Origin of the sequence: Paraburkholderia sediminicola, from assembly GCF_902859805.1 — a bacterium.
In the GTDB taxonomy this organism is placed as follows: domain Bacteria; phylum Pseudomonadota; class Gammaproteobacteria; order Burkholderiales; family Burkholderiaceae; genus Paraburkholderia; species Paraburkholderia sediminicola.
This window is the reverse complement of record NZ_CADIKC010000002.1, coordinates 808,986-828,729: the sequence shown is the minus strand read 5'-3', so window position 1 is coordinate 828,729 and position 19,744 is coordinate 808,986. Positions and strand designations below refer to the sequence as shown.

At 60.6% G+C, this 19,744-nt stretch carries 19 protein-coding genes and 1 pseudogene; 13 read left to right on the top strand and 7 right to left on the bottom strand.

The annotated features are described in order from the left end of the window. A pseudogene (locus R8871_RS12240) lies at nucleotides 1–277 on the top strand (porin); the annotation flags it as partial. A gap of 280 nt (nucleotides 278–557) precedes the next feature. Then, a complete protein-coding gene (locus R8871_RS12235; protein WP_175050676.1) occupies nucleotides 558–2,099 on the top strand; it encodes a methyl-accepting chemotaxis protein in 1,542 nt (513 codons plus the stop codon). A gap of 84 nt (nucleotides 2,100–2,183) precedes the next feature. Here the strand turns inward: R8871_RS12235 and R8871_RS12230 are convergent, their stop codons facing one another. Then, a complete protein-coding gene (locus R8871_RS12230; RefSeq protein ID WP_175050675.1) occupies nucleotides 2,184–3,533 on the bottom strand; it encodes an MFS transporter in 1,350 nt (449 codons plus the stop codon). A 305-nt stretch (nucleotides 3,534–3,838) separates the two neighbouring features. Continuing rightward, nucleotides 3,839–4,429, bottom strand: a complete 591-nt coding sequence (locus R8871_RS12225; protein WP_175050674.1) for a TetR/AcrR family transcriptional regulator — start codon at nucleotides 4,427–4,429, stop codon at nucleotides 3,839–3,841. Nucleotides 4,430–4,654: 225 nt separating this feature from the next. Here R8871_RS12225 and R8871_RS12220 point away from each other — a divergent pair, with 225 nt between their 5' ends. The 11 genes from R8871_RS12220 (at nucleotide 4,655) to R8871_RS12170 (ending at nucleotide 13,135) form a co-directional block, all read left to right on the top strand. After that, on the top strand, nucleotides 4,655–5,983 hold the full coding sequence (locus tag R8871_RS12220; RefSeq protein ID WP_175050673.1) for an aromatic ring-hydroxylating oxygenase subunit alpha: 1,329 nt from the start codon (nucleotides 4,655–4,657) through the stop codon (nucleotides 5,981–5,983). A gap of 5 nt (nucleotides 5,984–5,988) precedes the next feature. After that, nucleotides 5,989–6,381, top strand: a complete 393-nt coding sequence (locus tag R8871_RS12215) for a hypothetical protein (RefSeq protein ID WP_175050672.1) — start codon at nucleotides 5,989–5,991, stop codon at nucleotides 6,379–6,381. A 104-nt stretch (nucleotides 6,382–6,485) separates the two neighbouring features. Next, nucleotides 6,486–6,836 (top strand): cupin domain-containing protein, encoded by a 351-nt coding sequence (locus tag R8871_RS12210; protein WP_246287543.1) that lies wholly within the window; start codon nucleotides 6,486–6,488, stop codon nucleotides 6,834–6,836. Beyond that, nucleotides 6,833–7,165: a cupin domain-containing protein gene (locus R8871_RS12205; RefSeq protein ID WP_246287542.1), complete on the top strand. Its 333-nt coding sequence runs from the start codon at nucleotides 6,833–6,835 to the stop codon at nucleotides 7,163–7,165. Before R8871_RS12210 ends, R8871_RS12205 begins: the two co-directional genes overlap by 4 nt. Further along, nucleotides 7,162–8,421 (top strand): NAD(P)/FAD-dependent oxidoreductase, encoded by a 1,260-nt coding sequence (locus R8871_RS12200; protein ID WP_175050670.1) that lies wholly within the window; start codon nucleotides 7,162–7,164, stop codon nucleotides 8,419–8,421. The genes R8871_RS12205 and R8871_RS12200 overlap by 4 nt, the downstream gene beginning before the upstream one ends. Nucleotides 8,422–8,423: 2 nt before the next feature. Continuing rightward, complete coding sequence (locus R8871_RS12195; protein WP_175050669.1) at nucleotides 8,424–9,038, top strand: nuclear transport factor 2 family protein; 615 nt, start codon at nucleotides 8,424–8,426, stop codon at nucleotides 9,036–9,038. Continuing rightward, entirely contained in the window at nucleotides 9,035–9,988 is a 954-nt protein-coding gene (locus R8871_RS12190; RefSeq protein WP_175050668.1) for a dihydroorotate dehydrogenase electron transfer subunit, read from the top strand. The genes R8871_RS12195 and R8871_RS12190 overlap by 4 nt, the downstream gene beginning before the upstream one ends. Continuing rightward, complete coding sequence (locus R8871_RS12185; protein ID WP_175050667.1) at nucleotides 9,982–10,920, top strand: dihydroorotate dehydrogenase; 939 nt, start codon at nucleotides 9,982–9,984, stop codon at nucleotides 10,918–10,920. The genes R8871_RS12190 and R8871_RS12185 overlap by 7 nt, the downstream gene beginning before the upstream one ends. Further along, on the top strand, nucleotides 10,917–11,288 hold the full coding sequence (locus R8871_RS12180) for a non-heme iron oxygenase ferredoxin subunit (protein WP_175050666.1): 372 nt from the start codon (nucleotides 10,917–10,919) through the stop codon (nucleotides 11,286–11,288). Before R8871_RS12185 ends, R8871_RS12180 begins: the two co-directional genes overlap by 4 nt. After that, the gene (locus tag R8871_RS12175) at nucleotides 11,285–12,382 is read left to right on the top strand and encodes an asparaginase (RefSeq protein ID WP_175050665.1); all 1,098 of its coding nucleotides are present in this window, start codon (nucleotides 11,285–11,287) and stop codon (nucleotides 12,380–12,382) included. The genes R8871_RS12180 and R8871_RS12175 overlap by 4 nt, the downstream gene beginning before the upstream one ends. A 45-nt stretch (nucleotides 12,383–12,427) precedes the next feature. Next, on the top strand, nucleotides 12,428–13,135 hold the full coding sequence (locus R8871_RS12170) for a hypothetical protein (RefSeq protein WP_175050664.1): 708 nt from the start codon (nucleotides 12,428–12,430) through the stop codon (nucleotides 13,133–13,135). A 137-nt stretch (nucleotides 13,136–13,272) separates the two neighbouring features. Here the strand turns inward: R8871_RS12170 and R8871_RS12165 are convergent, their stop codons facing one another. From R8871_RS12165 to R8871_RS12145, 5 genes are all read right to left on the bottom strand, one after another. After that, the gene (locus tag R8871_RS12165) at nucleotides 13,273–14,394 is read right to left on the bottom strand and encodes a porin (protein ID WP_175050663.1); all 1,122 of its coding nucleotides are present in this window, start codon (nucleotides 14,392–14,394) and stop codon (nucleotides 13,273–13,275) included. Nucleotides 14,395–14,590: 196 nt separating this feature from the next. After that, a complete protein-coding gene (locus R8871_RS12160; protein WP_175050662.1) occupies nucleotides 14,591–15,298 on the bottom strand; it encodes an ethyl tert-butyl ether degradation protein EthD in 708 nt (235 codons plus the stop codon). 3 nt (nucleotides 15,299–15,301) lie between these two features. Then, nucleotides 15,302–16,789 (bottom strand): amidohydrolase, encoded by a 1,488-nt coding sequence (locus R8871_RS12155; protein ID WP_175050736.1) that lies wholly within the window; start codon nucleotides 16,787–16,789, stop codon nucleotides 15,302–15,304. Then, on the bottom strand, nucleotides 16,789–18,339 hold the full coding sequence (locus tag R8871_RS12150) for an amidohydrolase (protein ID WP_175050661.1): 1,551 nt from the start codon (nucleotides 18,337–18,339) through the stop codon (nucleotides 16,789–16,791). The genes R8871_RS12155 and R8871_RS12150 overlap by 1 nt, the downstream gene beginning before the upstream one ends. A gap of 59 nt (nucleotides 18,340–18,398) precedes the next feature. Further along, nucleotides 18,399–19,727 (bottom strand): MFS transporter, encoded by a 1,329-nt coding sequence (locus R8871_RS12145; protein ID WP_175050660.1) that lies wholly within the window; start codon nucleotides 19,725–19,727, stop codon nucleotides 18,399–18,401. Between the last annotated feature and the right edge of the window lie 17 nt (nucleotides 19,728–19,744).

Below are 19,744 nucleotides of genomic sequence, written 5' to 3'. Positions count from 1 at the left end.
GGCTGCCGGCTATAGCTATACGCGCGCAACGCAGTCGAATGGCATCTCGAGCTCGGCACGCTATCAGCAGTTCAACCTCTCGCAGTACTACAGCCTCTCCAAGCGCACTGGTCTGTATGCGCTGGAAGCCTATCAGCGTGCGGGTGGTCAGACGATCGGAACGAACGGCACGAGCATCATCAACGCAACGGCCGATATCGGCGACGGTCAGAACAGTGCGCCGTCCTCGTCACGCAGCCAGTTTGCGGCAGGCGTGGGCATCATCCACCGGTTCTAATTGCCAGGTAACGTGGCGGCGTCTGTCGACGCTGCCACCGCAATTCGCCTTCGAGTGATTGGACTGCACGACCGCGCACCGCAACGTTATCTAATAAGGATAGCTACGCGTGCGCGGAAAAGGCAGCCTACCCCCGTTATCTTGACAGAGCCGTTTCAAGTCAGCCCTGCTGTCACAGAAGTGCAGGTGGATAAGGGTTTGTCCTGGGTCAAGCGGCTTGAAGAAGCATGTCGCGAATGCCGTTAAATGTACCAGATAGTTAACAAGTTGGGGCATTCACATGAAGTTGTCCACCAAATTGCTGGCTCTGGTCGTCGCGGCCTTGCTCGGCGTTGTACTCGTGGCGGCGACCGCCGTTCAGACTGTACGCAGCTCGCTCGTTGATAGCCGGCGGGAGCAGATCGTTATTCTTCTGACGAAAGCCGAGCATCTTGTCAATCACTACCACGACCTGCAGTCGCGTGGCGTGCTGACGCGTGACCAGGCTCAACAGGCCGCCAAAGACGCCGTCTCCCAACTCAATGCAAACACGAAAAGCTACTACTGGGTCACCACGTCCGATGGCGTGAATCTGGTCCACCCGAATGCCCGGTTCATTGGGACCAAGGCGAAGGGCAACAAAACCACGACAGGGTTGACCGACAGCGAGGCCTACCGTGAAGGCATGGCGGCTTCGCATATCGCGCTCGTCGACGTACTCGTGAAGCGCACGCCGGATGCGGACCCGGAGCCGAAGTTGCAGGGCGTGGTTGCGATACCCGATTGGGATTGGTGGATCGGCACCGGATTTTTCTATGACGACATCAACGCAGCGTTCATGAAGCTCGTCATCGTTCTGGGGTCCATTGCAGCCGTTATCTTCGCCGCGGTTGGTGTGATCGCATGGGCCGCGACGCGTAGCGTGAAGAGGGCGCTCGGCGGGGAGCCGGCTTACGCGGCTCATATCGCCACGCAAATCGCGGACGGCAATCTGGCCATCGAGGTTGATGTGGGACGGGCGTTGCCAGGCAGCCTGCTGTGCGTGCTGAACGATATGAAGTCTAAGCTCGCGGTCATCGTGTCCGAGATCCAGTCGACGAGTCGTTCGATCGCGACCGGCTCAGGCGAAATCGCGCAAGGCAACCTCGATCTATCCCAACGCACTGAAGAACAGGCGGCGTCATTGCAGGAAACGGCTGCCAGCATGGAGCAAATTACGGCGACCGTTAAGCAGAACGCGGAAAATGCAAGACAGGCAAACGGGCTCGCCAATGCCGCGACCGAGGCTACAGCGCGTGGAGGTTCGGCGGTGCAGGAAGTGGTCGGCACGATGAAGCAGATCGAGAGCGAGTCGAAAAAGATCGCCGAGATCACCTCGGTCATCGAGGCCATTGCCTTTCAAACCAACATCCTCGCGCTCAACGCCGCTGTCGAGGCTGCGCGGGCAGGCGAGGAGGGACGCGGTTTTGCCGTCGTGGCCGGCGAGGTCCGCGCCCTTGCGCAACGCAGCGCCGCAGCCGCGAAAGATATCAAGAGTCTGATCCAGGCGTCGGTGGCGAACGTGAGTGGCGGCACTCGGCTCGTCGAGGTCGCAGGCGGCCGGATGGCCGAGATCGAGCAGTCGATTCGCCGGGTTACCGACATCATGGGAGAGATTTCTTCCGCGTCGGACGAGCAGAGCACTGGCATTGAGCAGGTCAGCCGGGCGGTGTCGCAGATGGATGAAGTGACGCAGCAAAATGCAGCGCTAGTGGAGCAGGCGGCCGCGGCTGCAGCGTCGCTCGACGAACAGGCGGGGCGTCTGCGTTCTGTGGTGGCGGTATTTCGGGTGGCTGGGCAATAGGGTGTTGTCTGCGGATGCATTGCAAATCCCCGTTGCCCAGGCTATTAATTTGTATGTCTAAATATATTGTTGTTTTTTAGAGAATTAATTTTCGACAGGAATCCCCATCGAGTTCTGAAACGAGTGGCTGCGCTCAGGATTGCGTGTCAGTGCGATAGCCATGGCCGCGACGAGCGCCGATCCCGCGAAGGCGAAGAAATTCCACTTGACGTCGACACCTTGTGCCGCCAGATAGGCGCCCACCATCGGGCCGCTCATCGCGCCGAAGCGGCCGATGCCCACGGCCCAACCCGTTGCGCTCGCCCTTGCATGAGCGCGGTAGTAGTTGGCGATGAAGCCGAGTTGAACCATCGCGACGCCGATGCTGCCGAAGCCAGCCAGCGCGACGAGGATGTAGTTGACGGCGAGACTGCTCTTGATCGCGAGCCCCGAGATTGCCAGCGCGCCGATCACGTATCCGCCGCAGATGGTTTTACGTACGCCCAGGCGGTCGCTGATTCGACCGATCAGAATTCCGCCAATTGCGGACGACAACATGAAGACAGCGAGAAACGACAGGCTCGGGCCCAGGTCGTAGCCGAGTTTGCGCATCAACTGCGGCAGCCATGTCCCCAATCCATAGATCACGAGGACGGCGGCGACCTGCGCGATCCAGAGACTGACCGTCGCCCATCGATTCTGTTTTGAGAACACTTCGCCAAACACGGCGCCGATCGAAGGCTTGGGCAGTGCGTCTTTCGCGAGCCGTTCCAGGCCGGACATCTTGATACCGAGTTTTGCGGCGAGAACTTGCGCCTGTGTCTGTTTTCCACGAGCAATCAGGAAATCGAGCGATTCAGGCAGCAGGTAAAGCAGAAATGGAAGCGCGATGAGCGGACTTGCGCCGAGCGCGACGACGAAACGCCATCCATGCGAACCCAGAAAAGCGATCCCAATCAATGCCGACAGCAGCGCGCCAATCGAATAACCCGAGTACATCAGTGCAAAGTTCAGATTGCGTTTCCCGGCTGGCGAATACTCGACCGTTAGCGCGGCAGCGGCGGAAATGACACCACCCAGACCCAGTCCGCCGGCAAACCGCGCGACTGAAAATGCAAAAGGCGTTGGCGCCCAGGCGGCGCCGAGCATCGACACCGAAAACAGCGCGACGCATCCAATCAACAGTCCCTTGCGGCCAACCAGATCGCTGACGACGCTGATGAAGTATGAGCCGAACAGCGTGCCGAACAGCGCGGCACTGCCCATTGCGCCAATTTCGATCGGTGTCAGCTTCCATGTCTGATCGGCGAGCAGAGACGGCACGATCGTTCCCATCACGCCGATGTCGTAGCCTTCAGCGACAATCGTCAGGAAACAGAGGATCAGAACGAGATAGGTGGTTCGCGCAGGTGGATCGAACGCGGGGCTTGCTGAACTATCGGATAGTGCGGCCATCGAAGACACCTCAGGTGGTGAGCAACACAGATCATGGGTAGGACGTTATGGCCTCCCGCTCGTGACCAGTCTTGTGTGCGATGCCATCTGCCCACAAGGGGCGGCCGGACGCGACGCCAGGGCCGATGCACCAGGCGGCCGTTGCGTCGCTTCGAATCCGGATACGCGCGGAAAGCAGCCGACGTTGCGGCCTAAATACAGAATGGCATTCTTTATTGTGGCGTGTCAAAGAATTTCAAAATTGTCTTTCTATTTTTTCTTCAGACAGCTTGCGAGCGCATCGGCGGGAACCGGCGCCACAGTGTTTAGCGGGCCTTCGGACCCGTGTCGCCTAGCAGCAGATCAGTCATCAATGCGGCGATTCGCTCGATATCCCGCACGTCGCCGATCCGATGGTTGATGACGAAGCCGTCGAACGCCATCCAGATCACATGCGAGATCAGATCGTCGCGTGCGACTTCCGCGCGTTCGGGCGGCAACGATTCGCGCAGCAGCCTGGTTAGAAATCCCTCCACCGAATCGAGCAGTTTCACGGGCTTTCCCATGTTCGGCGGCGCGCTTGCCAATGCGTCGATCAGCGCATTCGCGAACGCCTGGTCGGAGGCTGGAATGTCGGCCCAGAGGCCCGTCAGGATTCGTCGTATCTTTTTCTTCGGATTGGATAGCAGCACCACTTCCGCTCGAAGCGCGTCGAGCTGCTTCATCAGCCACGGCTGGTAGAGCTCGTACAGGATGATGAGCTTCGAATCGAAATAGACGTAGAGATTGGCCACGGTCGTGCCGGCCTGGCGCGCGATTTCGGTCATCGTGGTCGCGGAATAGCCCTTCTCGCTGAACGCCGAAAATGCGGCGGCCAGAATCGCCTCCCGTACTTCTGCTTTTTTTACCTGCGGCACTGGATCCCCTGAATCGGTTGGTTTTCACATTCTGGCGGAGAGGGGCGGAGCGATATCCCCGCTGCACGCTCGTCATTCTAGCAACCGTCCTTGCGACGTGAGTGATCGGGACGCATATCGGCGCTCAACACGTTTGGCCGGAAAGACTTGACAGCACAATTTTTCGAAAACAGAATGACATTCGTTATTAAGCGAATCGTACTTTCCTGTTGAGGATTTCTGCTGATGAACGAGATACCCGCCCCGGAAGGCACGCTCACTGCGCGATACGCGCATCTCGGCTCGGGGTTGATCCCGGTCGAACCTTACATTTCGGCCGAGTACTACGAGCGGGAAAAGGCCCATATCTTCAAGAAGACCTGGCTGCAGGTCGGCCGGGTGGAGGAGATTCCCACCGCTGGCGACTACTTCGTTAAAAAACTGGACGCTTGCGACACCGAAATCATCGTGGTGCGCAACAAGCAGGGCCAGATTCGCGCGATGCACAACGTGTGTTCGCACCGGCTCAACCAGATTGCGTATGACAAGGCCGGCCACACGCGCAAGTTCTTCTGCAAGTTTCACGGCTGGGCGTACGACCTCGACGGCAAGCTGACGGGCGTGCCGGACGAAAAGTGTTTCTTCGGGATCGATTTCAAGGATTACGCGCTGACCCGCGTCGCTTGCGACGTGTGGCAGGGCTTCATCTTCGTCAACATGGATCCGGAACCGAAGGTGTCGCTGGACGACTTCATGAAGCCGATGTACGGCGACATCGAAGGCTATCCGTTCGACAAGATGACGGTCGGTTTTGCATGGGAAACAGTGGTCGATTGCAACTGGAAGCTGGCGCTCGACGCGTTCCAGGAGGCGTATCACGTCGCGTATGTACACGGCAATTCGATCGCCGATGCAATTGACAGGAGTGAGGGTGGAAGCATGCCGCCGCTCGACGCGCTGTGCGGCGACTTGCATCGACGATTGTCTCTCGCGGGTAACCAGAAGTCGGTCTACGGCAATCCGAAAGCGGTTACGTCGGGTGGCGCGGCCGCCAGTGAGGCGCTGTCCGACGCCGGTTCAAAACGACCGATTGCCGCGTCCGCGTTGCGTGCGGGCATCGGCAGTGCACGCCATGCATTTCCGCTCGATGCATTACCCAAAGGCGTGAACTGGACCAAAAGTCCGAACTGGCTATTCGACATTAACGTCGTGTTTCCAGACTTTTATCTGTCGCTGCGGCCGAACTATTGTCAGGCCTACAACTTCCGGCCGATCGCGCACAACAGGACGCTGCTCGAAGCGCGCGTGTACTACCCGGAGATGACGACACCAGGCGGCCGTTTCTTCCTCGAATACATGAAAGTGGCGCTGCGCGACGTGCTCCTCGAAGACCTGAGCACGCTCGAACGCACGCAGCGTGCTGCGGAAACGGGCGTGAAGAAATTCATGGTGCTGCAGGACAACGAACTGCTGGTTCGTCATAGCTATCACGTCATCGAACGCCTGCTGGCCGAAGCGGAAACAGAAGCGGAAGCTAAAGCAGCCGTCAGCAAAGCCGAAGCGGTTACGGAGTGAAGGTCATGGAACAGAAAGTCATCGTCATGCCCAAGCGTGAGGCGCGAACCGTGTCGCTCGCGCTACCCGAAGCGTTCAGCGATCTGGCCTGTTTTGTCGGGATATGGGCGCTGCCCACCGAGACTCAGCGCAACACGCAGCGGCATACCGTCGGCATGGAGGCGATCGTCGAGTTCAAGGAAGCGATGCTACCGAAAGTCGATGAGATCGTCGCATGGTTGAACCAGTACGAACTCGCCAGTCTGCCAGAAGAAGCGAAAACGCTGATGTACCTGTTGCTCTCGTTTGCGGAGATCGCGCCGGCCGTCGAGTTTTACCAGCAGCCGGCGGTGATCGACGGATACGATCCGCGCCGGTTCGTCGCCGATGAAACGTTCACGATGCGTCCGGCAATCTGAAACCGCCGCGACGTGCTAATTCGGATCAGGAGGGCGTTATGCCGAAGTGCCGGATATTTGGAATCGACGATGGCCTCAAGCAGGTCGTCGCCGACGGACTTTATATGAAGACAATGATCGGTCAAACGATGAGCGTTGCCGTCATCAAGTTTGTGGAAGCCGCGGGTCGCGACTTGCCCGCGAAGGCACACGATCACGGCGAGGAGGCGTCGTTGCAGGTGCGCGGCGCATGTTCGATCTTCGAGGTGCACGCTGGTGGCGCGGAAATCGAGCGGCCAATGAATGCCGGCGAGGCGATGATCATCCCGGCCGGATTGAGTCATTACGGTGTGAATCGCTTCGAAGGCGCGGGTGTCAGCATGAGGCTCAATGTTGTGACACCGCCGCGCGCCGAATACGGCAGCGGTGACGAAACACCGTATTACCCGCTCGCCGATCGGGAGAACGCATCGTGACCGGCATCGAGCAGTGCCTGCTGGTCCCAGAGCCCGTTGCATCGTCGGCCATGCAGACTGCGGACGGAGACGCGCTGGCCGCCACAACACAACTGCTGTCACGCGACGAAACCGTCGAGTTCGGCGAAGACGTGCTGGGCGAAGAGGTCGGTGCGGTGCTCGAAGGGCGCGTCGACATCGTCGCGGCACACGAGCATTACGTCCTGTCTGAAGGCGAGGCGATCCTTATTCCGCCCAACGAACCGCGTCGCTATACGTGTGTGTCGGACCGCTGCGTGCTGTACCGCGTGACGGTGCGTACCGCTGCGGATCAGGAGCCTCGGCCATGACTGCGTCGCATATTGCGATTGTCGGGGCGGGGCATGCGGGCGGCCGTGTCGCGCAGCATTTGCGCGCGCTCGGGCACGCCGGCCGCGTCACGCTGATCGGCGCGGAAGCGCATGTGCCATATGAGCGTCCGGCGCTGTCCAAGGATTTGTTACTCGGCACGAGCGCCCAGGAAAGCCTCGCGCTGGCACCTGCGGAGTTCTGGTCGGCAGACGCGTTGTCTGCTGCGAGTATCGAGCGGATTCACGCGTGCGCCGATTCACTCGATATCGACGCGCGGCGCGTGCAGTTGAACAACGGCCGCAGCGTCGATTTCGACCTGATGGTCGTTGCCACGGGCGGCGAGGCGCGACGTCCCGCTTTCATGACCGAGGCAATGCCGGGCGTACATGTGCTTAGAACGCTTGACGACTGCCTTGCGTTGAAGGAATCGCTCGCCGGTTGCCGACGGCTTGCAATCATCGGGGCGGGCGTGATCGGAATGGAAGTCGCATCGACCGCGATCTCGCTCGGTGTGCCCGTTACCGTACTCGAAGCGGGCAACGGCATCATGAATCGCTGCTTGCCTCCGCTCGTCGCCGGTTGGCTCGCGCAGCAGCACATCGCGCGAGGCGTCGAGTTGCATACGGGCGTCAGCGTCGAGCGGATCGTGGCAGCGGAGCGGCAACAAACGAATGTGCTCCGGCTGCGAGTTGATGCCACGCGCAACGGCGCACCGTTTGGCATCGACGCGGATTGCGTGCTGATCGCGATCGGTGTGGATTGCAATCCCCGCTTTCTGATGCACACAGGTCTGTCTGACGCGCGCGGCATCACCGTGGACGCGTTCTGCCGAAGCCCGCAATTGCCATGGCTCTACGCAGCCGGCGACGTCGCCTGCACGCTCGACAGTGACGCCGGTCTTCATCTGCGCCAGGAAACCTGGCGCAACGCGGAGAATCAGGCACGCGCCGTCGCGGAAATCATCATGGGGCGCACGCAGCCGTATCGGGAAACGCCGTGGATGTGGACCGATCAGCTCGGCCACGCGATTCAGGTGACCGGTGTGCCTGATGCTACCGACACGACCGTCGTGCGCGGCGATCTGAATGCGGCGAGCGCGACCGTCATATCGCTGCGTGACGGTTGCGTGAGCGCTGGCGTCACGATCAACCAGAGCCGCGACAGGCGCCATCTGGAAGCGCTTGTGAAATCACGCAGGCGCATCGATCCGCAACAGCTCGGTGACGCGCTGATTTCGCTGAAGGAGCTGGTTTGACGATGAACAGCCCAATCGAGAAAGCCGTGGCGGGAGATGCCGCATCGCTCGAGGCGCGCGTGGCGCGGCTCGAAGCGGTCGATGCCATCCGTGCGCTGAAAGCGCGTTACGCGGCGTTAGCCGATGCCAAATACACCGCTGACTATCAGCGCCAGCCCGAGGGCGTGATGCGCGAGATCGCGCGTCAACAGGCGGAATGCTTTACCGAAACGGCGGTGTGGGTCGGTGGCTCTGGATTCGGCGACAACCTGGTGGGCCGCGAGAAATTAGCCGACTGGTTTCAACGATCGCCATGGCTATTCGCGATGCATTACTACGTCAGCGAAACGCTCACATTCGTCGATACCTGCAACGCGGTCGGCACCTGGCGCTTGTGGCAACTGGCCCTGCGCGACGATGACGCACGCGCTGTGATGCTCGGCGCCGTCACTGAAGAGAAGTACGTGCGTGAAGCGTCGGGCGACTGGTTGGTGCGGGAAATGCGATTTACGCAGCTTCACATGATGGAGCCCGGCGCGCTGGCGTTCCCGCTCGCGAGCGACTTCGCGTCGCTGAATGCGAAACGTGCGGGCGAACAAAGGACATTGATTCGACAGGATATGACGGAAGAAACATGACAAGCTTACAGACAGATACCTGCGCGGCGGAGAATCCCGCATCGGGCAACGAAGCGCGTGCACCGGGCAATGTAGTTCCGCTATGCGCGCATCGTAACGATCCAACGTCAGGCAAGGATCCAACGTGCAGCCAGATGCTATCGATTGCGGAGAACCAGTGTGTCGTGCGTTCGAACGAATGGGTGAATCCGGAATACAAGCATCTCGTGTTGAGCGCACCCGATCTCGCGCTGACCGTGCGCGCCGGGCAGTTTTTCCATCTGGCGTGTCCGCCTTCAAACGATGAAGTGCCTTATTTGCGCCGTCCGATGAGCATCTATCGCGTTGTACCGGACAATCAGCGCATCGAGTTTCTTTACAAGGTGCAGGGCGTCGGCACGCGTGGCCTCGCGCAACTGAACAGGGGCGACACGCTCGACGCGCTTGGACCGCTCGGCAAGGGCTTCGATCTTCCCGCGACGGCAGGCGCGGCTCACGTGCTGCTGCTGGCGCGCGGCGTCGGCCTCGCGACGATGGCGCCGCTTGCGCAAGAAGCGATTGCGGCGGGCGCTCACGTGACAGCCGTGCTGAGTGCGCGCAGTCCGTCGCTGGTGATGTCGGCGGACTATTTGCGCGACGCAGGGGCCGACATCGTCATCGTCACCGACGACGACCAGACCAGCGACGTGGTTCAGGTCGAGCACCTGATCCGTCGCCTCCACGCGTCCCGGCCTGTCACTTTTGCGACGACGTGCGGGTCGAACCGGTTGCTGTCGATGCTTCAACGCGTTGCAGCGGAATTGCAGATTCCCGGACAAATCGCGCTTGAGCAGCACATGGGCTGCGCGATCGGTGCGTGCTATGCGTGTGTGCGCCCGTTCCGCAAGTCAGCCGGTTCCGACGAACTGACCTATCGCCGCGTGTGCTGGGACGGTCCCGTCTTCGACCTTCAGGAAACGACATCATGGTAGACCTCAGCGTCAAAGTCGGCTCGCTCACGCTTGCCAATCCGGTCATGCCCGCGTCCGGCACCTTCGCGGAAGGCACCTCGCGGGTGTTCGACCTCGACTGCCTCGGCGCGATCGTCACGAAGACGATCACGCAGGATATCCGCGAAGGCGTACCGCCGCCGCGCGTCGCCGAGTTTCGCGACGCCACGCTGTTTTCGATCGGCATTCCGAGCAAGGGTAGCGATTACTACATCGAGCAGACTGTTCCGTTCTATCGCCGCTACACCCCACCGCTGGTCGCAAGCATCTCGGCGAACACGATCGAGGAGTTCGGCACGCTGGCCGCGAAAATCGCGGTGCCGGGCGTGGCCGCGATCGAGGCGAATGTGTCGTGCCCGAATCTGAAAAAGGACGGCCGCGCGTTCGGCATGGATCCGGAGGCGACTTACCAGGTCGTCAAGGCGATGAGAGAAGCGTGCGGCCTGCCGGTCTGGGCCAAGATGACGCCGAATGCGGGCAATGTGGTCGAGGTTGCGCTGGCCGCGGAACAGGCGGGCGCGGAGGCGCTTGTCGTCAGCAACGCGATTCTGGCGATGGCGATCGACGTCGAAACGTTCCGGCCGCGTGTCGCGAATGTGATGGGCGGACTGACCGGCGCGGCAACCCGCCCGATCATGCTGCGCATCGCGTACCAGTGTGTGCAGGCCGTGAAGATTCCGGTGATCGGATGCGGTGGCATCGGCACCGCAGCCGATGCGCTGGAATTCCTGCTGGCCGGTTGCCGCGCCGTGCAGGTCGGCACGGCCAACTTCGTGTCGCCCACCGCGATGCCGCGCCTGATCCAGGATCTCACCGCGTACTGCGAGCGGCACGGCGTATCGAAGCTGTCCGACCTGATCGGCGCGGTGCGGATGCATGAACCCATCAAACTTCAACAGAAGGCGGCCCTATGAACGCGATTCATGAGATCAAGGTGGCGTCCGCAGGCGACTACGTCCGTGAGGATGACGGCTGGTATCGGTTGGGGGCGATGGAGCAGGTGTTCGGCTCGCGCGCGTGTCGCGGAATCGAACTGGAGGGCGTCAAGGTCGGGCTGTTCCTGATCGATGACGATGTGCATGCGCTCGACGATATCTGTACGCACGGCGCGGCGCTGTTGAGCGATGGTGAACTCGACGGGCACGAAATCGAATGTCCGCTGCATGCCGGTCTCGTCGACGTGCGCACGGGCAAGGCGTTGTCGGCGCCGATCACGCGGGATACTCGCCGCCACGAGGCGAAAATCGTCGAGGGCGAACTGTTCGTTCGTCTGCAAGCATGAAGCACGATGACATGGAAACGCGGATTGCGTCGCGCGATCTTGTGCGTCCGCGAATCGCAGTGATTGGCACGGGCGGCACCTTTGCCATGCATGGCCGCCACCGCTTCGACTGGATTGAATATGCCGATAGCGGCGTGATTCACCCGATCGACGATCTATTGGCGCGGCTAGGTGAACTCGCGCCGGACGTCGACGTCGTGCCGATTCCGTTCCGCAGTCTGGGCAGCGTAGCAATTACGCCGAAGGACTGGCTCGAGCTCGCCGTGCTGATTCGCGATACGGCCGCCGCCGACCCGTTGCTGACGGGTTTTGTCGTCACGCACGGCACGGCGACGCTTGAGGAGACCGCCTGGTTTCTCGACCTCGTGCTGGCCGTCGAGCAACCCGTTGTGCTGACCGGCGCGCAGCGTCCCGCGAATACAGACGGTAGCGACGCCGCGGCGAATCTGCGCGGCGCGGTCGCGCTCGCAGCGGCGTCGGCCTCGCGCGGCGCCGGCGTGCTGGTGACGATGGGTGGATTGTTTTTCGCTGCACGGGACGTGACGAAGGCGGCCAGTTTCGAGCTTGCTGCATTTGAAGCGCCGCCTTACGGGCCACTCGGCCGGATCGACGCCGACGTCAGCGTGGTGTGGCGCCGTCGCGTGTTTCGTGACGGGCAGCGGAATCCGGCATTTGGCTCGGTGCTCGATCACGCCGGCGCGCACGCGTTCACACTGCCGCGGGTCGATATCGTGACATCCTATGCAGGCGCCGACGGCACGGCGATCGACGCCTTTGTTTCGGCGGGAGCCCGTGGCATTGTCTGCGCGGGGCTTGCGCCTGGGCGGCCGGCCGCCGGCGAGATGCGTGCTCTCCGGGACGCTGTGCAGGCGGGTGTGGCGGTCGTTCAGGCGACGCGTGCACCGCGCGGTGTCGTACCGGTGCAGCGTTTTCTCACGGTTGACGGAATACTGGTCGGTGGCGATCTGGCGCCCGCGAAGCTGCGCATTGCGCTGATGCTTGCGCTGGCCGTGGATCATTCGGACGGGGTTGCGTCTGAGCGGGCGGCGAGCGTCAATGTCGAACGCTTGCAGGCCTGTCTGCTTGACCTATGACGACGCGTTCTCTTTCCCACGTACAACACCTACGTTCAGGCAATCATGCAATTTTCCTACCTCGTAACGTTTACGCACCCCGACGCGAATGCGCGTATTAGCGACGCAGATTTGCAATCCATCACTGATTGCATTCGGGCCACGCCTGCCATGAGCCGCGCGCGCTTATACACGCCGCAAAGCGCGCAAGACTTTTACACGAACGACGGCCCGTCGCCGATTTTCGCGTTCCAGCTCGACTTCGAAAAGCTTGCAGAGCTCGAAGCTGCAATATCCGCCGACGGTCACCTGCAGCAGATCGCTCGTACGGAATTCGAAAGTCTGAAGCCGTCTGCAGTCGAACAGCAGGTCATGGCGCGCCGGCCCTATCCGGTGCTTGATCCTGAGGCCAAGGTGCCGGATGGCGCGCTTCCCTGCCAGTTCCTGGTTCATTATCCGGGGCACGCTGAAAACTTCGACGAGTGGCTCACTTACTATCTGGCTCACCACCCGCAAATCATGAAGTTCTTCGACGGTGTGCGCGAGATCGAGATTTTCACGCGGGTCGATTGGGTCGATGCCATGCCGTGGCGCAAGGTTCACTACATGCAACGTAACAAGCTGATGTTCGATAGCGCCGAGGCGATTACCCGTGCCATGAATTCGCCGGTAAGACATCAGATGCGGGCAGATTTCGAGAAATTCCCGCCGTTCGAAGGGAGCAATATCCATCATCCTATGTCGGCAAGAACCTTCTTTGGTGAGGCCCGTTAAGGCGACACCGTGAGTGCCGTTAAAAACGCGTGCCACTCACTATTTCAGGTTGCGCCGCGATGCGTGCTGCCGGAATGCGCCTCGACCCGTTCGCGCATCCTCCAGCACACATTGCCGTTGTTTCGAATTGAGGGTTGCTAGAACTTCTTCCGGATCCCGACTAGAGCCATGAACTGGCTGTTGTTGCTGGACATCGCCGTTCCGTTGAGAATCCACGCGTGAGCCGTACCTGCGGCCCTTTGGTAGACAAGGTTGCTGTACAGGTCGACTGTCTTCGACAGGAAATAGTTAACCCCTACTGCGCCCTGGTTGTAATGCGTATTCCCGCCGGCGGCAACGGTGCTTCTCTGAGTGGTGTAGAGATAGGCCGCAGTTAGCACCGTGGCGGGCGTCAGTTGATAGCGTAGGCTCGTCTCGTAGTTGTTGAACTTCAGCGTGCCGCCAATGGTCGCGTCGAAGGCCGCATGCGTATAGATGACGCTCGCGAGCAGCGCGCCGAATGTATACGTGCCACCGGCGCCCCATACCGTGTGCTTCGCAATGCCGCCCGCGGCAATCGTTGGAAGCGCGCCATACGTGTTATCCGACGCTTCCGCACCGGCTGTGCCGTAGCCTGGCTGATTGACCGTAAAGAAGCCCGCGTCGAGGTGGACCGGACCGTTCACATAGTCGGCGCTGCCACTCCACAGGCGGTTGGTATTGATCTGGCCGGCGAGGTTCGAAAACGCATACAGGACCTTCGCGGTGAAACCGGCGATGGTAGGTGTCGTGTACTTGACTGCATTGTTGGGCCGGAACGTACAGTTCATGTCGTCGCTGTCATACGGATGGAACGTATAGCCGGACATGTAGAGGGCGGCCATTTCGTTGCCCACATCTTCCTGGAACGGCATGTACTGGCGACCCGCCGTTATGGCTCCCCAACGGTTGTTGACGAGGCCCACGTACGCGCTGCGGCCGAACATCCGGCCGCCTTGTCCGAGCGCGCCATTCTGAATGTTGAAGCCGTTTTCGAGCCTGAAGGTGGCTTGCGTACCGCCGCCGAGGTCTTCGAAGCCGAGCAAGCCCCACCGGTTCGCCGACATGGCGCCGGGCAGCGCCTGAATGCCGTGATTGATATGGCCGTTGGTCGAACCCTGGTTGCTCGTGTAGCCAATTGCCGAATCGACGAGCCCATAGAGGGTTACGCTGCTTTGCGCGTGTGCGGTGCCTGCGATGGAGCCAAGCAGGGTAGCCGTGACTAGAACTTTCCTACACATTTTAAACATCCTCTTAAAGTGCTGCGTAGATCGCCTGAAATTTTGTTAGTGGTGTTCGATTTTTCGAGGCGATTCGTTGACGAAGTTGCTTTCCAAACCTGATTGACTATTTTTATTAAGTATTACTAATATTGAAGCGTGTGATATGAGGCAGCAAATGAAGACTTATCTGGTTTGTCTTTCTCCTTTTATTTGTCTAAGACTTCTTGTTGTCAGGAGCGATTACGTTGGTGAGCATCGGGTAGTGGCAAGCTTGTCCCGAGAACGCCGGAAACCGACCATTGTCTTCTCGCATTCGCGCACGGACGGGAGATGTCAGCGCCTCGGCGAGTAATTGCGATGACGGGAAGGTCAGCATGTTTCGCTGCATGTAGTTCACGCGCGTCCATGGCATCGAATCACACCAGTCGACCCGGGTGAATACGTTGACCTGCCGGACGTGCGGGTAGTCGAGCATGATCTGAGGATGATGTGCGACGTAGTAGGAAAGCCAGTCGTTGAAGTTTTCCGCAGCGCCCGGGTAATGCACGAGATAGCTGCACAACGCCGGTTCAGCAGTCGTGCTCGTGAGCGGCAGAAACGTTCGGGTTAGCATGGCTTGATGCGTGACCAGGCTTGCGCCCGGCGCGAGCCAGTCATCCGATTGCGCAAGCCGCCAGAGAAGTCCGCCCTCGGTGAGTTGTGACTCGAGTGCCTCGATGCTGGCGAACTCGAGCCGCAGCGCGAGCAGGGGCGAAGGCCCGTCGTCGTGATAAGTCGTGATCTGGGCTGGCGTATAAAGCTCGGCCTTCATCAAGTCAGGCGTCGCACGGATCGCTTCCTGAATGAGCCGGCAATGTGTAGTGCTTACCCGCGCATGCGGGTCGTGCTCGTTAGTCGCCGTGATGAAATAAGAAAATGTCATGGGTCAGGTCAATTGCGTGAAAGGAGTGCGGTTGGGCGCCAGGTCAGGTTTCCCTTTTCCGTTCTTTTTACGCAGCGGCGGCGCGAGCACCGATTCCGGAATAGGGCAGACATAGGAACGTCCGCCGGTACGGCGCGCATGTTCTGCCTGAACTGCATCGATAAGCGACGGCTCCGTCAGCAGATCCAGCGCGGTCGCCGCGAGTACCTTTGCCGCGTGCAGCATTCCTTTGTGTGCGGCGGGCAGTTTTCCCTGCGACACCAGTTGCCACGTGTGCATGTTGGTTCCCACTGCGTAACAGGCGCCGAGGTACTGGGTTGTCGGCACCACCCAGCTCACGTCTCCCACATCGCTCGATCCGGTCAACGAGCCGGGGTCTTCGTTCAATGGAAGCGGCGTGTCGGCGAGTCCATGGGCATCGGCCGGTCCTCGATAAGCGTCGAGACATTCCTGCAAATCACCCGCGCTGATGTTTCCTGCGAGCCGCGTGACGAAATCGCGATCGGACTGATCGAAGGGAGGAGCACCGAAACGCTCGAGGTTCGCCATGATCAAGGCTTCGATCGTTTCGTTGCGCAGGACGTCCGAACATGCGCGATCGACTTCGACCTCAACGGTTGTTTCGGTCATCAGCGCAGCGCCCGCGCCGATTCGCCGAACGCGCTCGAATAGCGCCCACGCCTGCTCGATGTTCGGCGCGCGGACCACGTACAGCACTTCGGCACGGGCCTGAACAACGTTTGCAGCGAGGCCGCCGGCATCGGTGATCGCGTAATGGACGCGAGCCTCGGCGGGCATATGTTCGCGCAGGAAATTCACGCCGACATTCATCAGTTCAACCGCATCGAGCGCGCTGCGCCCGAGATGAGGCGAAGCCGCTGCGTGCGAGGCCACGCCGGAGAAGCGGAAAAATGCCTGCATCACCGCCAGCGATTTGTACTTGAAAATGCCCGAGAAAGGGCCTGGATGCCAGGTCAAAGCGAAGTCGATTGCATCGAAGACTCCTTCGCGAGCCATGTAGGTCTTGCCAGCGCCACCTTCTTCGGCAGGGCATCCGAAGTAACGGACGATTCCAGGCAAATCCTGAGAAACGAGGTAGTCGCGCGTGGCAACTGCCGCCAGCATCGCTCCGACACCAAGCAGATGATGGCCGCATCCGTGTCCGTTACCTCCAGCGCATACGGGGCACGCTTCAACGGCCGCGGCTTGCTGGCTCATGTTCGACAACGCGTCGTATTCGCCCAGGAAGCCGGCGACGGGTCCTTCATTCCCGGCTTCCGCGACGAACGCCGTGGGCAGACCGCCCAGGTTTCTCGTGATCCGAAATCCTTCGCGTTCAAGTATCTCGATCTGCGCTTCGACCGAGCGATATTCTTCCCAGCGAGTCTCGGCAAGATCCCAGATCTGATCCGCAAGGCGAATATAGTCGTCACGTTTTGCTTCGACGAGTTGCTCGATGAATCCGACTCGCTGGTTATCTTCGCGCTTCATCACGCGTTACCCCCTGCGTATTGGCCTGGAAATGCGCCTCGAACCGAGCCTCTTTGTGTCCGGCTTTCTTTGGCGATGGGAGGAGGCACGTTGTCCGGAATGGGGCAGATGTAGGTTTCACCGGCTGATTGCTCACGCAATTCCGCCTTGGCCTCTTCGAGCAATGAAGGGCTCGCATAGAGCGCGGCGGCAGTGGCAGCCATCACCTTGGCAACCTGCAGCATGCCCTTGTGCGCAATCGACGATTTGCCTTGTGCGACCAACTGCCAGGAATGGAACGGCGTGCCCAGCGCGAAACAGGCTCCGAGACAGCGCGCAGTCGGCACGACCCAGCTGACATCCCCCACGTCGGTCGACGCCGGCAACAGCGATGGCATCGACTCAGCGGGCAGGACCCCGTCATGCAGAACGCCCACCAGCCGATGGGCGCCGAAGATCGACAGGCTGTCCTTTGCTTCGGCGGGTGTAATGGCGGCGTGCATGCGTGCCGCAAAATCGTGATCGACGGTGTCGAACGGCGTTGGACCGATCGCGAGCATGCGCTTGTACATCAGCTCGGATAGCACCTTGTTGGGCTTCATATTCGACATTGCTTTCTCTACGCGAGACACGACGGTGGTGTCGGTCATCATTGCGGCGCCGTCCGCGATTTTGCGCAGCCGTTCGAGCAGCGAATGGATCGTGGCGAGTTCCGGTGCGCGCAATTGATAGACGACCTCGGCGCGAGCCTGAACCACGTTGGGCGCCGACCCTCCCGTGTCGTGCAGCGCATAGTGAAGGCGGGCGTCGCTCGGTATGTGCTCGCGCAGATAGTTGGCGGCGACATTCATCAGCGTGACGGCGTCGAGTGCGCTGCGCCCCAGGTGAGGCGCGGCCGCCGCATGTGCGGCGACGCCGCTGAACGTGAAGCGCGCGTGAAGCGTCGCAAGGGTTGTCATCGCATCGATGGCGAGGATGCTCGCAGGATGCCAGGTGAGCGCGGTGTCGAGATCGGCGAATGCACCGGCTCGTGTCATGAACGTCTTTCCGGCGCCGCCTTCTTCGGCGGGACAGCCGTAATAGCGAACCCGGCCCGCGCGCCCGGACGCATGGAGCCAGTCCTTGATGGCGAACGCAGACATCAGTGCCGCGCCGCCGAGCAGATTGTGGCCACAACCGTGTCCGCTGCCGGCGTCTTGTGCCGGTTGCCGGGTGGCGGAGTTGGCGACCTGGCTGAGGTGAGGCAACGCGTCGTACTCGCCGAGAAAACCGATGACAGGCCCGCCATTGCCGGCTTCGGCGACAAACGCAGTAGGGATGCCCGCCACTTCCCGTGTGATCCGGAAGCCATGCCGTTCGAGTTCGCGGATTTGCAGTTCCGCCGATTCGTACTCTGCATAGGCAGTTTCAGCGAGGTCCCATAACCGGTCGCTCAGGTGGACACATACATCGCGGTATGTTTCGATCCGTACGGCAATCTCTTGATCGAGTTGATCGAAATTCACATGTTCTCCGGTTCGATTGACGCGCGAGGCCCGCTGCCGTTCGACGATCCACAATCGAATTGGCATTTCAGGTCCCGCATCCGAATGACTAACTTGAATAACTAACGGGGGGCCTCGACGGCCTGCTAGATTCCCGCTTTGGCGTGGAATGCGCTGTTGCGCCCTAGTGTTGTGCGATGTCGCATATAGAGCGTCAGCACGGCGAGGAGCGAAATAGCGTTCGCGGCGAGCAGATACCAGGCCGGCGACATTGGATCGGCTGTCCTTGCGGCGAGCCATGCGACAACCACTTGCGCACTGCCACCGAAGATCGTGGTGGGCACGCTGAAACAAATCGACACGCACGTGCTGCGAATCGCGTTGGGAAATATCTCGGGGATGAAGCACAACTGGAACGGCGCCATCAGTACGCGCAGTAGCGTCAGGAGCGCGACCATCGAAAGAAAGGTGACGGCGGTGCCGTTCTGGGTGACCCACACGAATGCCGGCACGATCGCTAGCACAGTCAGAACCTGTGGCAGCACCATCCACTTCGTATTGGGAAATCGGTCGTAGATCAGACCTGCTGCCAGCGACGCGACAATGCCCACCCCGCCCGTGATGAGCCCGACCAGCATTGAGGTCGACGTGGGCAGGTGCAGCACGCGCAGACCATACGTCGTCATGTAGTACCCGACGACATACACCGTGATCGTCGGTCCGATCAGCACGGCACACGAGATCAGCAAATCGGAAAGGTGCTTGCCGACAATGACGGATGCGAGCTCCGCCGTGCCTTTGACCGCGGACTCGGTATCGAGGGTTTCGCTCAATTGCTTGCGGATATACAGTCCGATCGGCGCGATCAGCAGACCGATGACAAACGGTACGCGCCATCCCCACTCCGCGAGCGCTGCAGGCGACAGCATCGACGATACGATGTAGCCGACCAGCCCACCCAGCAGAGAAGCTACGCCTTGGGTCGCGAGCTGCCAGCTCGTATAGAAGCCGCGCCGGTTCGACGACGCCATTTCGAGCATGTATGTTGTCGCGGGCCCCATTTCGCCGCCGGCCGAAAACCCTTGCAGCAGACGGCCGATGACGACGAGTACGGGCGCCACCACGCCGATCGTTGCATACGAGGGCGTGAACGCGAGGATGGCGGTGCCGAGTGCCATCAGCCCGATCGTTAGAGACAGCGCAGCCTTGCGTCCCGAACGGTCCGCATAGGCACCGATCACGAGGCCGCCGATAGGGCGCGCGACGAAGCCGACGCCGAACACCGCGACCGATGCGATCACCTGGCTCGCCGGAGAAAACGCCGGAAAAAAGGCCTTGCCGATGAACACCGCGAAAAAAGCGTAGACCGTGAAGTCGAAGAATTCCAGGGCGTTGCCCACGACCACCGCAATGAAGTCGAGGGTCGATGCTGTGCGGACTGTCGGGTGCTCACACCCGTTTGTTTGATTTGACACACCCGTCTCCGAATTGG

What these genes read in the sequence shown, in the direction of transcription:
- R8871_RS12235 (WP_175050676.1), top strand. Translation starts at nt 558, where the DNA reads ATGAAGTTGTCCACCAAATTGCTGGCTCTGGTCGTCGCGGCCTTGCTC.
- R8871_RS12230 (WP_175050675.1), bottom strand. Translation starts at nt 3,533, where the DNA reads ATGGCCGCACTATCCGATAGTTCAGCAAGCCCCGCGTTCGATCCACCT.
- R8871_RS12220 (WP_175050673.1), top strand. Translation starts at nt 4,655, where the DNA reads ATGAACGAGATACCCGCCCCGGAAGGCACGCTCACTGCGCGATACGCG.
- R8871_RS12215 (WP_175050672.1), top strand. Translation starts at nt 5,989, where the DNA reads ATGGAACAGAAAGTCATCGTCATGCCCAAGCGTGAGGCGCGAACCGTG.
- R8871_RS12210 (WP_246287543.1), top strand. Translation starts at nt 6,486, where the DNA reads ATGAAGACAATGATCGGTCAAACGATGAGCGTTGCCGTCATCAAGTTT.
- R8871_RS12200 (WP_175050670.1), top strand. Translation starts at nt 7,162, where the DNA reads ATGACTGCGTCGCATATTGCGATTGTCGGGGCGGGGCATGCGGGCGGC.
- R8871_RS12195 (WP_175050669.1), top strand. Translation starts at nt 8,424, where the DNA reads ATGAACAGCCCAATCGAGAAAGCCGTGGCGGGAGATGCCGCATCGCTC.
- R8871_RS12190 (WP_175050668.1), top strand. Translation starts at nt 9,035, where the DNA reads ATGACAAGCTTACAGACAGATACCTGCGCGGCGGAGAATCCCGCATCG.
- R8871_RS12185 (WP_175050667.1), top strand. Translation starts at nt 9,982, where the DNA reads ATGGTAGACCTCAGCGTCAAAGTCGGCTCGCTCACGCTTGCCAATCCG.
- R8871_RS12180 (WP_175050666.1), top strand. Translation starts at nt 10,917, where the DNA reads ATGAACGCGATTCATGAGATCAAGGTGGCGTCCGCAGGCGACTACGTC.
- R8871_RS12175 (WP_175050665.1), top strand. Translation starts at nt 11,285, where the DNA reads ATGAAGCACGATGACATGGAAACGCGGATTGCGTCGCGCGATCTTGTG.
- R8871_RS12170 (WP_175050664.1), top strand. Translation starts at nt 12,428, where the DNA reads ATGCAATTTTCCTACCTCGTAACGTTTACGCACCCCGACGCGAATGCG.
- R8871_RS12165 (WP_175050663.1), bottom strand. Translation starts at nt 14,394, where the DNA reads ATGTGTAGGAAAGTTCTAGTCACGGCTACCCTGCTTGGCTCCATCGCA.
- R8871_RS12160 (WP_175050662.1), bottom strand. Translation starts at nt 15,298, where the DNA reads ATGACATTTTCTTATTTCATCACGGCGACTAACGAGCACGACCCGCAT.
- R8871_RS12155 (WP_175050736.1), bottom strand. Translation starts at nt 16,789, where the DNA reads ATGAAGCGCGAAGATAACCAGCGAGTCGGATTCATCGAGCAACTCGTC.
- R8871_RS12150 (WP_175050661.1), bottom strand. Translation starts at nt 18,339, where the DNA reads ATGCCAATTCGATTGTGGATCGTCGAACGGCAGCGGGCCTCGCGCGTC.